The organism is Acinetobacter sp. GFQ9D191M, assembly GCF_011174875.1.
In the GTDB taxonomy this organism is placed as follows: Bacteria; Pseudomonadota; Gammaproteobacteria; order Pseudomonadales; family Moraxellaceae; genus Acinetobacter.
Genome location: NZ_JAALGV010000002.1, coordinates 48,173 through 64,464, shown reverse-complemented (window position 1 = coordinate 64,464; position 16,292 = coordinate 48,173). Strand labels below are relative to the sequence as shown.

General features: G+C 42.9%; 12 protein-coding genes and 1 tRNA gene. 6 read left to right on the top strand and 7 right to left on the bottom strand.

Annotated elements, in window-relative coordinates; genetic code table 11:
- Window positions 1-17 precede the first annotated feature (17 nt).
- From G5T77_RS00700 to G5T77_RS00690, 3 genes are all read right to left on the bottom strand, one after another.
- Complete coding sequence (locus tag G5T77_RS00700) at window positions 18-3,143, bottom strand: efflux RND transporter permease subunit (protein WP_166137798.1); 3,126 nt, start codon at window positions 3,141-3,143, stop codon at window positions 18-20.
- A 172-nt stretch (window positions 3,144-3,315) separates the two neighbouring features.
- On the bottom strand, window positions 3,316-6,411 hold the full coding sequence (locus tag G5T77_RS00695) for a multidrug efflux RND transporter permease subunit (RefSeq protein ID WP_166137801.1): 3,096 nt from the start codon (window positions 6,409-6,411) through the stop codon (window positions 3,316-3,318).
- A 256-nt stretch (window positions 6,412-6,667) separates the two neighbouring features.
- On the bottom strand, window positions 6,668-8,269 hold the full coding sequence (locus G5T77_RS00690) for an isocitrate lyase (RefSeq protein ID WP_159123482.1): 1,602 nt from the start codon (window positions 8,267-8,269) through the stop codon (window positions 6,668-6,670).
- Between the two features lie 680 nt (window positions 8,270-8,949).
- On the opposite strand from G5T77_RS00690, the gene G5T77_RS00685 reads away from it, so the two are divergent.
- The 3 genes from G5T77_RS00685 (at window position 8,950) to G5T77_RS00675 (ending at window position 11,727) form a co-directional block, all read left to right on the top strand.
- Window positions 8,950-9,939 carry a LysR family transcriptional regulator gene (locus G5T77_RS00685; RefSeq protein ID WP_004784775.1) on the top strand — a complete coding sequence of 330 codons (990 nt, stop codon included), beginning with the start codon at window positions 8,950-8,952 and terminating at the stop codon, window positions 9,937-9,939.
- Window positions 9,940-10,070: 131 nt separating this feature from the next.
- Window positions 10,071-11,393 carry a hemolysin family protein gene (locus G5T77_RS00680; RefSeq protein WP_004784777.1) on the top strand — a complete coding sequence of 441 codons (1,323 nt, stop codon included), beginning with the start codon at window positions 10,071-10,073 and terminating at the stop codon, window positions 11,391-11,393.
- 55 nt (window positions 11,394-11,448) lie between these two features.
- The gene (locus G5T77_RS00675) at window positions 11,449-11,727 is read left to right on the top strand and encodes a hypothetical protein (RefSeq protein WP_166137804.1); all 279 of its coding nucleotides are present in this window, start codon (window positions 11,449-11,451) and stop codon (window positions 11,725-11,727) included.
- Between the two features lie 38 nt (window positions 11,728-11,765).
- On the opposite strand, the gene G5T77_RS00670 is transcribed toward G5T77_RS00675, so the two are convergent.
- Window positions 11,766-12,272: a hypothetical protein gene (locus G5T77_RS00670; RefSeq protein WP_166137807.1), complete on the bottom strand. Its 507-nt coding sequence runs from the start codon at window positions 12,270-12,272 to the stop codon at window positions 11,766-11,768.
- 168 nt (window positions 12,273-12,440) lie between these two features.
- Between G5T77_RS00670 and G5T77_RS00665 the strand changes: the two genes are divergently transcribed.
- The 3 genes from G5T77_RS00665 to G5T77_RS00655 all read left to right on the top strand — a co-directional run bounded on the left by G5T77_RS00665 (window position 12,441) and on the right by G5T77_RS00655 (window position 14,207).
- Window positions 12,441-13,169, top strand: a complete 729-nt coding sequence (locus tag G5T77_RS00665; protein WP_166137810.1) for a hypothetical protein — start codon at window positions 12,441-12,443, stop codon at window positions 13,167-13,169.
- Window positions 13,170-13,339: 170 nt separating this feature from the next.
- A tRNA-Leu gene (locus G5T77_RS00660) sits at window positions 13,340-13,425 on the top strand.
- Window positions 13,426-13,517: 92 nt separating this feature from the next.
- Window positions 13,518-14,207, top strand: a complete 690-nt coding sequence (locus G5T77_RS00655) for a hypothetical protein (RefSeq protein ID WP_005236809.1) — start codon at window positions 13,518-13,520, stop codon at window positions 14,205-14,207.
- A gap of 28 nt (window positions 14,208-14,235) precedes the next feature.
- Here the strand turns inward: G5T77_RS00655 and G5T77_RS00650 are convergent, their stop codons facing one another.
- From G5T77_RS00650 to G5T77_RS00640, 3 genes are all read right to left on the bottom strand, one after another.
- Window positions 14,236-14,550 carry a DUF5713 family protein gene (locus tag G5T77_RS00650; protein ID WP_166137813.1) on the bottom strand — a complete coding sequence of 105 codons (315 nt, stop codon included), beginning with the start codon at window positions 14,548-14,550 and terminating at the stop codon, window positions 14,236-14,238.
- 105 nt (window positions 14,551-14,655) lie between these two features.
- Window positions 14,656-15,507: a dihydropteroate synthase gene (gene folP, locus G5T77_RS00645; RefSeq protein WP_166137816.1), complete on the bottom strand. Its 852-nt coding sequence runs from the start codon at window positions 15,505-15,507 to the stop codon at window positions 14,656-14,658.
- A 78-nt stretch (window positions 15,508-15,585) separates the two neighbouring features.
- Window positions 15,586-16,200 carry a GNAT family protein gene (locus G5T77_RS00640; protein WP_166137819.1) on the bottom strand — a complete coding sequence of 205 codons (615 nt, stop codon included), beginning with the start codon at window positions 16,198-16,200 and terminating at the stop codon, window positions 15,586-15,588.
- Window positions 16,201-16,292 lie beyond the last annotated feature (92 nt).

Here is a 16,292-nt window from a genome sequence, read left to right as displayed (position 1 = left end):
TATGAAACATACCCGCCCTAGAGTGAGTATTCCTCATTTTCCTGATTGATTTGTATAACTTTATTTGTTGCTTTGACACGAAACAGGTTTCGGATTAACACATACATAAACGGGATAAAGAATAATACCAAAATAGTTGCAAAAATGACCCCGCCCAAAACGCTGGCACCAATTTCCTGACGGCTGATCGCACTGACCCCAGAAGCAAAAATCAAAGGAATCACTCCCGCAGCAAAAGCAATAGAAGTCATGAGAATAGGCCGTAAGCGCAAACTTGCTCCTTCTAAGGCTGCAGCTATAGCTGTTTTTCCTGCTTTCTCTGCCTGTGCAGCAAACTCCACAATCAGAATGGCATTTTTACAGGACAGACCAATCGTCGTCAGCAAGGCAATATGAAAAAAGATGTCATTGGCGAAACCAAAGACCCAGCAAAATAAGATACTGCCGCCTACGCCCAATGGAATGGCACTGATCACGGCCGCAGGAATGGTCCAACTTTCATATAAAGCGGTTAAACACAGGAAAATAAAGGCAATCGAAATCACATAAAGAAAAATCGCCTGACCGCTGCTACGCTTTTCTTCCAATGCGGCTCCGCTCCAGGCCAGATTCACGCCTTCCTGAGTATCTACCAATGTTTCAACATCCTGCATGGTCTGACTGGAAAACTTGTCCTTTGGAATCCCGGCATAGACTGGAACAGCGTTATAGCCCATATAGCGGTTAATACTGTTCGGCCCGCCCTGCCAATTCAGACTACTGAACTGGTTAAATGACAGCATTTCACCTTTTTGATTGCGTACATGCCAGAAGGCCAGATCTTCAGGTTTGGAACGGTATTCTGCTTCACCCTGCATAATCACACGCTTAATCTGCCCGCGATCAATAAAGTCATTGATGTAAGTTCCACCCCACGCTGCAGCCAAAGTACTGTTTACATTTTGCTGAGGAATGGAATGCTTTAACACACGCTCTGCATCAAGTTTGATATTCAGCTCAGCACTTTCTTTGGGTTGATCCAGCTGTAAAAATTCAATCGATGATTTGCCTTGGGCACGCGCTTCAATCTGGCCAAATGCCTCCTGTAAAAATTCAGCTCCTTTATAATCCAGGTCTTGCAACCAGAAATCGACTACACGACCATTACTCGACATGGAAGGTGCCATAAAGAAAATTTGAGCATTGGCATGATTGGCAAAGTGTTTCTGTGCTCGATCGACAATGGCAAAGACCGAATCTTCAGGATTTTTACGTTCAGCCCAGTCTTTTAATACCACAAAGAGCTGCCCACGATACGGGCCTACACCAACGTTGTTGCCGCTATACCAGACGCCTACACTCTGAATGCGTTCTGATTCATGTTTCATTAAATAGTCTTGTACTTCACGCCCGACTTTTTCGACTTCTGAACGCGGTGCGTTGCCCGGCATGACGATCTGCCCCATGACAAAGCCCATGTCTTCGGTGGGCATCAAGCCTTCCGGCAAATGCTTATATACCCAGCCGCAGCCCATTATGCACACACCAAACAGTGCCAACATCGTGAATTTCAATCGCATGCTCCGAGCTGAAACTTTTTGATAACCGGCATTGAGCTGATCCATGCCATGGTTAAAGCGCTGTACCCAGCGAGCCTGATGATGTTTGCGTTTCAATAACTGTGCCGCAAATGTTGGGGTAATGACCAAGGCCACGAATAAAGACAGCAACATCGCCACTACCAAAGTGAGGGAAAATTGACGATAAATCACCCCAGTAATACTGCCAAAGAAAGCCATCGGGATAAATACTGCAGTAAGTACCAGCGTAATACCGACCAGTGCTCCACTCATTTCCTGCATGGATTTTAAGGCAGCCGCTTTGGCATCCAGATGTTCGTCCTGCATCAGGCGTTCAATATTTTCCACCACTACAATGGCATCATCGACTAGCAGACCAATGGCTAAAATCAGGGCAAATAAGGTAAAACTATTCAGAGTCATATCCAAGACATACAGCACTGCAAAGGTCGCCAAAACCACAATCGGAATCGTAACGGCCGGAATAATCGTGGCACGCCAGTTTTGCAGGAAGATAAACATCACCACAATGACCAGAATAATGGCTTCAACCAGAGTTTTAGCTACCTGTTCAATTGAGCTGGTAATAAATGGAGTTTTGTCCATGGTCATTTGCAACTGGTAGTGCGGTGGCAAATTGGCCTGAGTGTTTTTTAATACGTCTTGAATCTGTTTGGACACGGCAATAGCATTACTCCGCGGCGCCAAAGTAATCGATAAAGCTGAAGAGAGCTGTCCGTTGGTATAGTTAATGTGGTTATAACTTTCTGCACCTAGTTCTACCCGTGCCACATCTTTTAAATACAGTAATGCACCGGAATCTGTGGTTTTAACGATGATATTTTCAAATTCTTTCACACTGCTTAAATGTGAACCGGCACTGACCTTGGCATTGAGATATTGATCCTGCATCGTCGGCAAACCACCAATTGCGCCTGAAGCCAGTGGCGCGTTTTGAGTTTCAATGGCATTACGGATATCGCTTGGCATCAGGTTAAACTGGTGCAACTTATGCGGATTTAGCCAAATCCGCATGGCATAACCTGCACCGTACAGGTCAATTTCCCCTACACCTTCAATACGTGACAAACGCGGTTCGACGTGGACCATCAAATAATCTGAAAGTTCGGTAACGCTACTCTGCCCACTCTCATCATATAAACTTAATAGTGCAAACTGGTCATACCCTGATTTATAAACATTGACTCCGCCCTGCTGCGTCTCTTCAGGTAAGCGGCTCAATACACCATTCACGGCGTTTTGAACCTGTAACTGGGCTTGATCAAGATCGACTCCTGGCTCAAATTGCAGCGTAAGTTGGGCCCGTCCCACCGAACTGCTGGAGTGAAAAGTTTCCAGACCTTCAATGCCTTTTACCGCCTGTTCCAGAATCTGGGTCACCGATTGCTCAACTGTTTCAGCCGATGCACCACGATAACCTGCGGAAACGCCTAAAGCTGGCGTATCCATATTTGGCATATGTTCAATGGGAATTTTTTGAAGTGCAAATACCCCAAGGGCCATCATTAAAATTGCAATGACCGCTGCAAACTTGGGACGATAAATAAAAAAGCGCGACAACATAAATCAGAAATCCCCATCAAATGCATCTTTAGGATGCACACGCCATGAATAGATGATTTCTATAGCAATTTTCACACCATGCTTAAATTTAAGCCAATCTTTACCTTTTTATTTCCGATAAAAAAATCCCCGTTATAACGGGGATTTTAGAATGCTATATTCTCAATTGATATTATGTATGTGATTTCTTCATCGTCATTTGGCGAATTAAAACGTACATAAATGGAATAAAAATTAGCACCAGTATCGTTCCAAAGATCACTCCACCAAAAACACTGATTCCAATCTCACGACGACTGGCTGCACCAGCACCAAAAGCAAAGACCAGTGGCAGAATCCCAGCACCAAAGGCCAGAGATGTCATCAGGATTGGGCGCAAGCGCAGTGAAGCACCTTCAAGTGCAGCTTCAACTACCGATTTACCTTTTTCCTGAGCCAATGCCGCAAACTCTACGATTAAAATTGCATTCTTACAGGACAGACCAATCGTGGTCAGCAAAGCAATCTGGAAGTAAATATCATTCGGAAAATCTGCCAGAAAACTAAAAATGATATTCCCACCAATCCCTAGAGGAATAGCGGACATGACCGCAGTCGGAATCGTCCAGCTTTCATATAAAGCGGCCAGGCACAGGAAAATGAAACCAATCGACACCAGATATAACCAGATTGCCTGATTACTGGATTGTTTTTCCTCAAAGGATAAACCGCTCCAGACCACGTCAATGCCATCCTGTTCTGCCACCAGATTTTCAACATCTTGCATCGCTTCACCAGAACTGGAACCTTTGACCATATCCGCTTGCATTTGCAGCGAGGTATAGCCCATAAAACGGTTGACCACCTCAGGACCACCACTCCAGTCCACCTGAGCGAAATTACTGAAAGGCACCATCTCGTTCAGGTCATTACGTACATGCCATTGCGCCAGATCTTCAGGTTTGGAACGGAATTCTGCATCGCCCTGCATAATCACCCGTTTAATCCGGCCACGATCAATAAAGTCATTAATATAATTACCCCCCCAGGCCGCTGAAAGCGTACTGTTGATTGCGGATTGACTCAGACCATTGGCCATAGCCTGTTTCTGGTCAATATTGACTTTCAGTTCGGCTTTTTCCGGATTGGAACGCTTATCCAGATTTTCAAAGCTACTATATTGAGCTGCTCCAGCCTGCATATTCTGGAACTGCTCTTCCAGATACTGACGGCCATTACCGTTAATATCACGAATCCAGAAATCCAGGCCGTCGGTTTGACCTAAACCATTCACTGAAGCCGGCATGCTGATATTGACTTGAGCATCGCGGTTACTGCGAAAATGCTTCATAGCACGTTCACGAATCGCCTGCGCGGTATTTTCTTCTCCAGCACGGTCATCCCAATGCTTCAAGGCAACAAAACCGGTCGCCAGGTTCTGACCGGTACCTGAGAAGTTACGGCCATAACGTAGCATGACCAAGTCGATATTGTCCTTTTCTTCTTCCAGAAAATACTGACGAATCTGCTCACCGACCTGAATGGTGTTTTTCATTGGCGCGCCTTCCTGCAGCCGGATTTGCAGATTCAGAATACCCTGGTCTTCACTCGGCAAAAAGCTGGTGGGTAAGGCGCGATAAAATAAAGCAAATACGCAGAGCAATCCGGCAAACAGCACCAGACTAATGGCCTTATGTTGTAGAGTGACATTAGAAACTTTCAGATAACGATGCTTCAAACCATCCAGTTTCTGGTTAAACCAACTCGCCCACTTGGCAGGTTTTGGATTTGGTTTTAGAATCAGCGCACAAAGTGCAGGTGTCAGAATCAGTGCGACCATCAGCGACAGAGACATCGCTGCCACGAGCGTAATCGAGAACTGACGATAGATCACCCCGGTTGAGCCACCAAAGAATGCCATGGGAATAAAGACCGCGGTTAAAACCAGGGTAATCCCGATCAATGCTCCGCTAATTTCCTGCATGGATTCCAGTGCTGCTTCTTTGGCTGTAAGCTGCTGCTCATGCATCAGACGTTCAACGTTCTCTACCACCACAATGGCATCATCGACCAGCAAGCCAATGGCCAGTACTAAGGCAAACAAAGTCAGCGTATTAATACTCAGTCCCAAAACATAAAGTACTGCCATGGTTCCGAGTAAAACTACAGGCACAGTTACAGTCGGAATTAAGGTGGCACGCCAGTTTTGCAGGAAGATAAACATCACGATGACGACCAGAATGACCGCCTCGAATAAAGTTTTAACGACTTCTTTAATCGATTCTTTAACAAACGGTGTATTGTCACGCGGATAGGCAATTTTATAGCCTTCCGGCAACTGCTGGGAGAGTCGCTCGATTTCAGCCTTGATCAGACTCGACGTCGCAATTGCATTGGCACCGGAGGCCAGTGAAATGCCCAGACCGGCAGAAGGATAGCCGTTGGTGGTGCTATATGACTGATAATTTTCCGCACCCAATTCAACCCGTGCAACATCTTTTAAGTAGATAAAGCTACCATCCCGGGCAGACTTCACAATAATATTTTCAAATTCTTCGACTGTTTTTAAACGGCTGCCTGATGTGACTTTGGCATTCAGATACTGATCATCGGCTGTTGGCAAGTCCCCAATTGCGCCGGCTGCCACTTGAGTATTTTGTGATTCAATCGCTGCCCGCACATCACTTGGCATCAGGTTATATTGTTTCAATTTTGCTGGATTCAGCCAGATGCGCATTGCGAACTGTGAACCAAAAACATCCACTTCCCCAATGCCATCAATTCGGGAAATATCCTGTTCCAGATGCGTGGTCAAATAATCAGACAGTTCAATATTGCTGCTACGCCGTGACTCATCATACAAACCGATGACCATATGGGTATCGCCAAGAGATTTGAAGACATTCACGCCCTGTCGCTGGACATCATCTGGCAAACGATTGAGAACCCCGTTAATCGCATTTTGAACCTGTACTTGTGCTGTATCTGGATCGGTACCATTTTCAAAACTGATGCTGATCCGGCTTCGACCTGAGGAATCACTGCTTGAGCTGAAATACAGCAAGCGGTCGATACCTTTAATTTGCTGTTCCAGCACCTGGGTCACGCTTTCTTCTACTGTTTCTGCAGATGCACCGGTATAGGTTGTTGCCACAGTAATACGAGGCGGTGCAATATCCGGATAACGTTCAACAGGTAAATTCATCACCGCAAAAAGTCCAATGGCCATGACTACAATGGCCAGCACACCTGCAAAAATAGGACGATGAATGAAAAACTTAGACAGCATAAGTCTGAATCACTTTGAATTTAATGAATTATGGAAAGCGTTGCATTATTGAGTCAGCTTAAGGATATTCAGGCAGTGGCCTAGAGAATGCAAGGCTTGATCACAGAAAAATATGTATAAAATTGAATCATGAAGAAAATATGAAGATTTTGCCTTTCATCTAGCTATTTCAACAATTTATAAGGTTATTATTTTTATTTTAGGCATAAAAAAACCCTGCTTGCGCAGGGTTTTTTTAGAATCGATTCAGAGCTGATTAAGCAGAGAATTGGTTCATTGTGTTTTTCGCATCGTCACCCGCTTTAAGCGCGTTGTCACCAGCGAAGATTTCTTTGTGGTCGTCACCGATGTCAGAACCAGCCATTGCTTGGTGTTTCACACAAGCGATACCACCGCGGATTTCTTTACGTTGTACGCCAGCAACATAAGCCAACATACCTTCAGAACCGAAGTAACCTTGAGCAAGCTCGTGAGTAGAAAGAGCAGCTGTGTGGTAAGTAGGCAGAGTGATCAAGTGGTGGAACACGCCTGCTTCACGAGAAGCGTCTGCTTGGAATGTACGAACTTTTTCGTCAGCTTCAGCAGCCAATTCAGAATCGTCGTACTCAGCGCTCATCAGTTTAGCGCGGTCGTATGCAGATACGTCTTTACCTTCAGCAACCCAACGGTCGTACGCTTGTTGACGGAAGTTCAATGTCCAGTTGAATGATGGAGAGTTGTTGTAAACAAGTTTCGCATTTGGCACAACTTCACGTACACGGTTAACCATGTGAGCGATTTCAGCTACGTTTGGAGTCGCAGTTTCGATCCAAAGAAGGTCAGCACCGTTTTGTAAGCTAGTGATACAGTCAAGTACAACGCGGTCGATCTGAGTGCCTTCACGGAACTGGTACAAGCCAGAAGCAAGACGTTTAGGACGGTGAAGTTTGCCATCACGTTTGATCAGGATTTCGTCTTCTTGTGCTTCAGAGATGTCAATTTCTTGAGTGTCTAAGTAGCTGATGTATTGAGAAGCGATGTCGCCTGGCTCTTTAACCACTGGGATTTTTTGAGTCAAGTCAGCGCCTTCAGAGTCAGTACGTGCAACGATGATACCGTCGTCAAGACCCATTTCAAGGAATGCATAGCGAAGAGCGTGGATTTTCGCGATGAAGTCTTCGTGTGGAACTGTTACTTTACCAGCTTGGTGACCACATTGTTTCGCATCAGAAACCTGGTTTTCGATTTGAAGTGCACAAGCACCCGCTTCGATCATTTTCTTAGCTAGTAAGTAAGTTGCTTCTTCGTTACCGAAACCAGCGTCGATGTCCGCAATGATTGGCACAACGTGAGTTTGGAAGTTGTCGATTTGTGAAGTGATTTCAGCAGCTTTAGCTGTATCACCAGCGTCTTGAGCTTTTTTAAGTGCGCGGAACAGGTCGTTCAGCTCTTTCGCATCAGCTTGACGTAAGAATGTGTAGATTTCTTCGATCAATGCAGGAACAGAAGTTTTTTCGTGCATAGATTGGTCAGGAAGAGGACCGAATTCTGAACGAAGTGCAGCAACCATCCAGCCAGAAAGGTAGATATAGCGACGTTCAGTTGTACCGAAGTATTTTTTGTTCGCAATCATTTTTTGCTGAGCGATGAAACCGTGCCAGCAGCCTAGTGATTGAGTGTATTTGCTAGAGTCTGCATCATAAGCAGCCATATCACGACGCATAATCGCCGCTGTATATTTAGCAATGTCTAAACCAGTTTTGAAACGGTTTTGAAGTTGCATACGCGCAGCATCTTCAGGACTGATGTCTGCCCAAGTGTTACCGAATTTCGCTTTTAATTCGCGGATTGCATCAATCGCTGTTTGGTATGTAGTCATGATATATTCCTGTATTAATATTAGGATTTTTCTGCAACGAACCGCTCAAATCACACCCTCAATGACTTGTTCAGATTTTCGACGATCCGTTGGGATAGCTAAAGATTAGTGGGCTTCGAAAAATTAATCCAATATTCTGCAAGAATTATCATTATTTATTTAAAAAATATGTAGATGAAAGTCTAATTATATATTGATCAATATTTTATAAGTTATTGTATTTTATATTTTATTTTTGAATTTTTAAAATTGGATTTTGCCTAAAACATCAGCAATAAGGGCAAAAAATATTCATTAGACTTAAGTCTTGCAAGACTTTAGCAGCGCTTAATTTCAGCAACTTTTGTCTACTTTATAAGCCTTAAAACCTGGAATACTTATTTCGAAGGAATTATTTTTCATTTATTTATTGAAATATTTTTGATCAAATCTGGCACATTATTTGCTAATTCCCTCTGTTTTTCAGAAATGCCTTTCTTTCGTTTCGGATGCAGCCACATTTCCTTTCTGCTCTTAAAAATAGAGAATGATTCAGGCTGGTAAAATCTGCGGTGAAAGAGACTCTAAAAAGGTATTTCAGTACAATCAGCTGGGCTTTTTTTCATCAGTTGCGTACACAAGCTATAGTAGTTATGGCATAATCCATATAATTTCATAATTTTATTTTCGGTATTTTTTTTATGAATCTGGAGCGGGTCGATCTTAATCTCCTCATTTATCTTGACGTACTTCTACGTGAAAAAAATGTCACGCGTGCTGCAGAACAACTTGGGGTAACCCAGCCTGCGATGAGTAACATTTTACGTCGCTTACGAAATTTATTTAATGATCCCCTCCTGATTCGCTCTTCTGAAGGTATGACCCCAACAGAACGTGCACTAGAACTCCAACCTCGTATCCGCGATGCCTTAGCGGATCTTTCCATGATTCTGGAACCGCGTACTGAATTCCGTCCTTATACTTCAAACCGTGTCTTCCGCATCATGACTTCAGATTATGCTGAAGCCACGCTGGTACCACGCCTGGTGAAAGCATTGCGTTCAGAAGCACCGAATGTGGTGCTCGACTTCTTAACGCCAAGTGATGTGTCCTATCGTGACATGGAACAAGGTAAAGTTGATCTGGCGATTAACCGTTTTAATGAAATTCCGCAAAGCTTCCATCAGGTACTGGTTTGGCGCGATAGTTTTTCTTGCCTGTTAAATAACAAGCATCCGGCTGCGGGCAACCTGAATCTGAAAAGCTATCTGGATGCACAGCATATCTGGGTATCGAAAACTGGTATGGGCGTTGGCTTTGGAGTAAACCCTGAGAAACAGGCGGGTCTCGGCTGGATTGATCAGGCGCTTGAGCGTATTGGCCAAAAACGTAAGATTTCGGTATTTACCCGTCATTATCAGATGCCCGGTCTTTTGGCTGCCAATGTAGATCTTGTCGCAACACTACCGACCCGTATTGCACGTCTGCAAGCCAAAAACCAGAACTTACTCATTAAAGACCCACCATTCTATATTCCTGAGTTTGAATTGAAGATGGCGTGGTGTCCTTTATTGCATCATCATCCCGCCCATCGCTGGTTACGTCAGCTGATCCTATATGTAGCGCGTCAGATGATCGAAGAAGAAAATCGTGAATTTTTAATGAATAATTCGCAATTTTCGCATTATTAAATTGAATATTAGCTAAATTGCTCATTTTTAAGCTTATACTCTAGAGACTTGAGTTGCTTTATTTGTACCTCAAGTCTTTTTTTGTGTTAAAAATATTTTTAGCTAGATCATATTAATCCACAGGTGGATTCGTGAGCCTCTTTCAAAACATCGTGATTATCTTATTACTCATCGCGGGGGCCGGTTTTTTATCATTAACAGAAATCGCGCTTGCAGGTGCCCGTAAGGTCAAATTAAAAATTTTGGCTGAATCGGGAGATATTCGCGCTCAAAAAGTTTTAGATTTACAAGAAAACTCTGCTGACTTTTTTGCAGCTTCCCAAATTGGTTTAAACGCCGTTGCCATTTTAGGCGGTATTTTAGGTGAAGGCGCCTTCCGCCCTTATATCATCAATTTACTTTCCAGATTTTATCAAGGTCCTTGGACTGAAACGATTGCATTCAGCCTGTCCTTCACCGCAGTTACTTCATTATTTATTCTGTTTGCGGACTTGATGCCGAAACGTCTGGCCATGATCGCTCCAGAAAAAATTTCTGTCTCGGTGATTAATCCGATTCAGGTATTTATCAAAATCTGTAAACCATTGGCTTGGTTCATCAATGCCATTGCGAACCTGTTGTTCCGCTTGTTTAAAGTGAATACCATCCGAGACGACAATATTACCTTCGCGGATATTTCAGCGGTAATGGATGCGGGTGCTCAGGCAGGTGTATTACAGAAACAGGAACATCACTTTATTGAGAACGTGTTTGAGCTTGAAGAACGTAATGTTCCTTCCAGTATGACGACTCGTGAAAATGTGGTGTTCTTTACCTTGAAAGAATCTGAAGCCAGTATTCGCCAGAAACTGGCTGAATTTCCTTATTCCAAATTCTTGGTTTGTAATGAAAATATCGACGATGTAATTGGCTATGTCGACTCAAAAGATATTTTGGTTCGTATTCTGAATAATCAGTCTTTACTTCAGTTGAATGAAAATACTATCCGTACGGTTCTGACCATTCCAGATACACTGACTCTATCTGAATTACTGGATCGCTTCCGCTCAACCAAGGAAAAGTTCGCTGTCGTTATTAATGAATATGCCTTGGTTGTGGGTGTGATTACCCTTTCCGACATTATGATTACCGTGATGGGCGACTGGGTTACTCCCCTGGAAGAAGACCAGCAGATCATTAAGCGTGACAGCAATTCATGGCTGATTGATGGCAGTACGCCCATTGAAGACATCAAACATGCGCTGGAAATTGATGAAATGCCAGATGAAGAGAACTATGAAACCCTAGCTGGTTTTATGATGTTCAAGCTGCGTAAGATTCCACGTCCTGCAGATATTGTGCTACATGCAGGTTACAAGTTTGAAGTTGTCGATGTGGATCATTTCAAGATTGATCAGTTACTGGTTACACGTATGCTGGAAGTGAAAAAGCCACCGACAGAAGAATCAGAATAATCGGGTTCTTCTTCAATTTTTTTAAAATTCTAAAAACAATAATAATGAGACTTTTATGAATATTGCTGCGCTACTCGCCTGTCTGAGTTTTTATTCGGCCTTATATTTATTCTATTTCTTCTTTATGCAAGATCAACAGCCTGTATTTCTGATCATAGCAATTGTGCTCATTTTACTTTCAATCTGGCTGACTCCCTATCCTTATGAACAACGCCGGCAAGGATTTGATTCGACTTTAAGAATAGGCGAATATTTTTACTATCCGCTCATCACCTGGTGGCGGCTGTTTATCCTTCCCGTGCGCTGGCTGCTTTCCCTATTTTATTCTCATTAAAAAAGCACCCGAAGGTGCTTCTTTACATTTAATTCAGTTTAGATTTTTGATAAAAGCGCTTCAAGGACTGCCTGATAATGGATCTGGATATCTTCCTGCAAGATTTTGTAGGCATTATCAAATTGCACCATTGGCCAGCCTTCTTTCCAGAATGGGAAAATATTATGCAGGTCATGAGTGACGATCGCATCTTCACGTAGAATCGCCTGTGCAATCTGTGCCAGTACAAAGGCAGTTTCCGCACCATCAATGGCCAGGTAATCAATACCACGCGCTTTTAAAATACGGATACGGTCTTTCTTATAGCGGATTTTTTTGATTTGTGCTTCATTCAGATTGAGGGCAAGAGAAACTGCTTCAACAAATTTTTCTTCAAATGACTGATTCAATACAACCAGCGCCTGTTTATGCGCTTCCTGACGACCCGCTTTACCACCCTGACGAATGACTTCTTTTGCTTCCGTATCTAGCTCATCATTCTTCATGGTTTGAAGGATGTCTAAAATTTCGATGTCGCTTAGCGTCGCAGGAGATTGATCAGTCATAAACTGTCCCTAAAAAATAAATATGCAATGGACTATTTTCGCATAAATCCTTACTAAAAAATTAAAATCTTTAGCTTCAACTCTAATAATTGCAAAATCCGGATCATCTCTATCATTCTGGCGTAAATTGGCTATAGTAGGCGGCAAGTTTCTTATTTACTTTTTATCATGCAAACCAAACAGATTGATCTTTTATTGCAGCAACTTAAACTGCTTTATCCCGCTGCCTTTAAAAGAAATTATCTGTTTTATGGTCAGATCAAAACCAAGGGTATTTTAAGTGATCTCAAGGAACTAATTCCCTGGATACTAGCTGCCATGATCTTTGTACCGATTAGCCTGGTTCTCAAAGATGTTTATTCCTCTAAGCTATCAACTGCCCCAGACTTTCAGGCGCAAGCTTATGCAATTCTGACTATTCTGCTATTTCTGATGCTGGTGATTCCACTGGTGATCAAGCAAATCCGGCACTCTTCTCACTCTCTCTATCAATTTTTAAGGCATACACCGATTAAACTTACCGTAGTCATTGTGCTGGAAGCGCTGAATCTGGCTTTCCTACAAAGCAGTACGGTCATATGGATTCTATTCTTTTTCGGGATCAGTTTTGGTTTTGTACGGTTCTATAAAGAAAATATGTTCCGTCCTGCTACCAATAGCACTGAACAATATCAACTGCAGCAGTTACGTCGCATCTGTTTCTGGGCCTATCTACAAACCTGGAAACTGCGTCTGAAATTATTTTTTCATTCCAAGCCGACCTCCCCAAATGAAGAATTGAAAAATCAGCTTCAGCACTATGCGGATTTACATACCCGCTTGTTTAAACTGGAACATGAGCAGTGTAAGAAGATTAAATACATCGATATCGATACTTATCTGGACGAGCACCTGTAAATGTTTTATGAATCACGGCCTGAAATAGAAAATTACATGACTTCTCACGCTTATCATCTAGCACTATGGATTTAATTTTTTAATTTAAACTACTGAATTGCTTTAAAATAAAGCAAACGTATTGAAATTTACTTGCCAAGCTTTATTTCGTCCTCTATTATTGCGCACATGCCCGAGTGGTGAAATCGGTAGACACAGGGGATTTAAAATCCCCCGCCCACAAAGCGTGCCAGTTCGAGTCTGGCCTCGGGCACCATTTTAATTCTGATTAGAATGGTGCAATGAAAATCTCCAGCATTCAGCTGGTTTTTTTATGCGTGATTATCACCAATAGAATGTGCCCTTCCCATGTCTGCATCCCGTTCTTTTGATCTAGCCAGATTGCAATTACGCCATCCTGATGCATTCTTTTGCAGCCTCAGCTATGGCCGTTATAAATATTTGAACCAGACCACTGATCTCTATCTGTATTTACGTATTGGTATTCTGATCATGATCACAGGATTTTGTTGCCTGTGCTTTTCGCTGCCGTTTTACCCTGACTTTGTGACTTCAAAATATCAGGCGCTTAGTGCAGGTACTATTGTAATGATCGGCATGCTCTATCCTTATATCTGGCGCGCCCAGTTTCAGGCGAAATACAGTTCTGTTCGCTATGCCAAGCGTTTGCAACTCTGCCTGTATATGCAAACCCTGATTGCGATTCTGTCATTTATAAATTATCAGTATTTTCACTCAGCATTTATTACCTTGCCTTGTTTGGCCCTGCTTGCTTTCAGTAGCCTCGTTCCGGTTTTAGTTGAGCCCTGCTTTAGAGTTTCGACTCGCAGCACCCTATTGGTACGTTTGCAGAAAATCCGTCAGCTGGCTTACTGGTCTTATCAGCAATCGCAAAGCAAAGAGCCGGAACCGGTGCCTTATCAAAAAGATTTAAAACAGTATTATCTGGATTTGCATCATAGCTGCATGCTGGAAGAGCAGAAATTACTGGATGAAATTCATTATAAAAATTTAAAAGACGTATTTTCAGATTATTAAAAAAAAGCCCTGTTTAACAGGGCTTTTTTTACCATTCGCGATTAATGACCAGTTCTTCCATTTCAATATCAAACAGACCCTGCTCTTGCACGACCATCATCATGGCCTCGGCAATATAGTCTGCGGCAGTATCATCCAGAGAAGAGTCCAGATCTTCAAACTGTGGCTTCATGGCATTGATGTCTGCCACAGTCTCATGGGCCAGCTGATATACATCCTGATCTGATAAACCGGATTTAGATACTTTTGAAGCAAAACGTTCGATGTGTTGCTTGATTTCTGCAACCAGAATATCGGGATAATATTCATCATCGAACATGGGGAGAAGTAAATCTGCAAACATTACAGGCACTCTAAAAGATGACAATCTAACTTAAGCGTGCCTGTATAGCACATTGCTGTTTAAAAGCCAAACAGCTTGTGCTCCTATATGTCTTTCAGCCCAGATTTAGGCATTTTGCATAGCTTTCCAGATTTTGATGGCGTCTGCTGTTACCTTGACATCATGTGCTCGAACCATACAGGCACCTTGCTGAATGCTCAGCAAATGCGCCGCAGCCGAACCTACTGCACGTGCTTGTGGTTCTGCACCATTCAGAGCAGCACCAATAAAACGTTTGCGGGATAAAGCAGACAAAATCGGATAGCCCATTTCTGTCAATTTATAAAACTCTTGCAACAGCTTTAAATTTTGCTGGGCATTTTTTGCAAATCCAAAACCAGGATCAATCATGATATGTTCAGCTTTAACACCCACATCTAGAGCATCTTGAACCCGTTGTGACAGTTCCCGAATCACATCCTGAGTCACATCATCATACTGATCCAGATTATTCATCGTAGTCGGCTCACCACGCATATGCATGATGATCACCGGAATATTCAGTTCTGCTGCCGTCTCTAACGCTTGTGGACGAGTGAGCGCGCGTACATCATTCCAGATATGTGCACCCGCTTTCACGGCTGCTTTAATCACTTCTGGCTGTGAAGTATCAATCGAGATGATCACATCATGCTTGGCCAGTTCTTCAACTACAGGCACAACACGACGGATTTCTTCTTCAACTTCCACGACTGATGCACCTGGACGTGTAGATTCACCACCCACATCAATTACGGTGGCACCATCAGTAATCATTTCCAGGGCTTTTACTACTGCCTGATCTTTCTGATTGTGCAGCCCCCCATCGCTAAAGGAATCCGGAGTCACATTTAAAATTCCCATCACATGCGGCTGAGACAAATCCAGTTTCAAATGACCGAAAGTCCAGATCTGTGGTCGTAGTGGCTTCAGCTGCATGGTTCAATCCTAGTTCACAATAACCCCGGTATTGTCTTATGGAAAGATCAATAAAGCAAAGCTCAATCTATTCAATAGCTAGATTTCAAAATAGTTCTTATTGGAATATTGCATCAGCTTGGATTGCAGTAACGCTTTTACATCAACCCATTCGCTTTTTAAAATACTATAGATATAACTATCTCTGAGTGTCACGCCATCTTTACGCAGCATATGACATCTAATGATGCCATCCTGTTTGGCACCCAGAGCTTCAATAGCTTTTTGACTTTTAAGATTCAGATGATCAGTCCGAAAGCCTACCACTTGAGCATTCAGCTCTTCAAATGCATGCTGCAGCAAAAGATATTTACAGACCCGGTTTACATAGGTTCGTTGATAAGGTTTGGCATACCAGGTAAAGCCAATTTCAACACGTGGAATTTCCGGCTTGATATCATGAAAGCTGGTGGTGCCGATTGCTCGGTCTGAAGTTAAATCAATCACGGCAAAAGCCATTCTTTCACCTTTGGACTGCTGTTCAAAAGCTTGGGTAAAGTAGTGTTTAAGTTTATGTAGGTAAGGTACCGAATTATATAACACTTCCCCCAAGTCCCCTTCGGCACATGCATTTTCTAAGTCTGCAAAATGTTCCCAGCTCAGTGGCTCCAAACGTAGCTGATAAATACTGGATTCCAGAACAGGTAAATTCATTCTTATTTTTACTCATTGATTTTTATAAATTGACTATAGCATTCAACTAGATATGATAAAACAATAGCCATAAAAAAACCACCCGAAGGTGG

Coding starts and splice junctions, on each gene's coding strand:
- G5T77_RS00690 (WP_159123482.1), bottom strand. CDS start 8,269: ATGACTACATACCAAACAGCGATTGATGCAATCCGCGAATTAAAAGCG.
- G5T77_RS00650 (WP_166137813.1), bottom strand. CDS start 14,550: ATGTTTGCAGATTTACTTCTCCCCATGTTCGATGATGAATATTATCCC.
- G5T77_RS00670 (WP_166137807.1), bottom strand. CDS start 12,272: ATGACTGATCAATCTCCTGCGACGCTAAGCGACATCGAAATTTTAGAC.
- G5T77_RS00700 (WP_166137798.1), bottom strand. CDS start 3,143: ATGTTGTCGCGCTTTTTTATTTATCGTCCCAAGTTTGCAGCGGTCATT.
- G5T77_RS00695 (WP_166137801.1), bottom strand. CDS start 6,411: ATGCTGTCTAAGTTTTTCATTCATCGTCCTATTTTTGCAGGTGTGCTG.
- G5T77_RS00655 (WP_005236809.1), top strand. CDS start 13,518: ATGTCTGCATCCCGTTCTTTTGATCTAGCCAGATTGCAATTACGCCAT.
- G5T77_RS00675 (WP_166137804.1), top strand. CDS start 11,449: ATGAATATTGCTGCGCTACTCGCCTGTCTGAGTTTTTATTCGGCCTTA.
- G5T77_RS00640 (WP_166137819.1), bottom strand. CDS start 16,200: ATGAATTTACCTGTTCTGGAATCCAGTATTTATCAGCTACGTTTGGAG.
- G5T77_RS00685 (WP_004784775.1), top strand. CDS start 8,950: ATGAATCTGGAGCGGGTCGATCTTAATCTCCTCATTTATCTTGACGTA.
- G5T77_RS00665 (WP_166137810.1), top strand. CDS start 12,441: ATGCAAACCAAACAGATTGATCTTTTATTGCAGCAACTTAAACTGCTT.
- folP (WP_166137816.1), bottom strand. CDS start 15,507: ATGCAGCTGAAGCCACTACGACCACAGATCTGGACTTTCGGTCATTTG.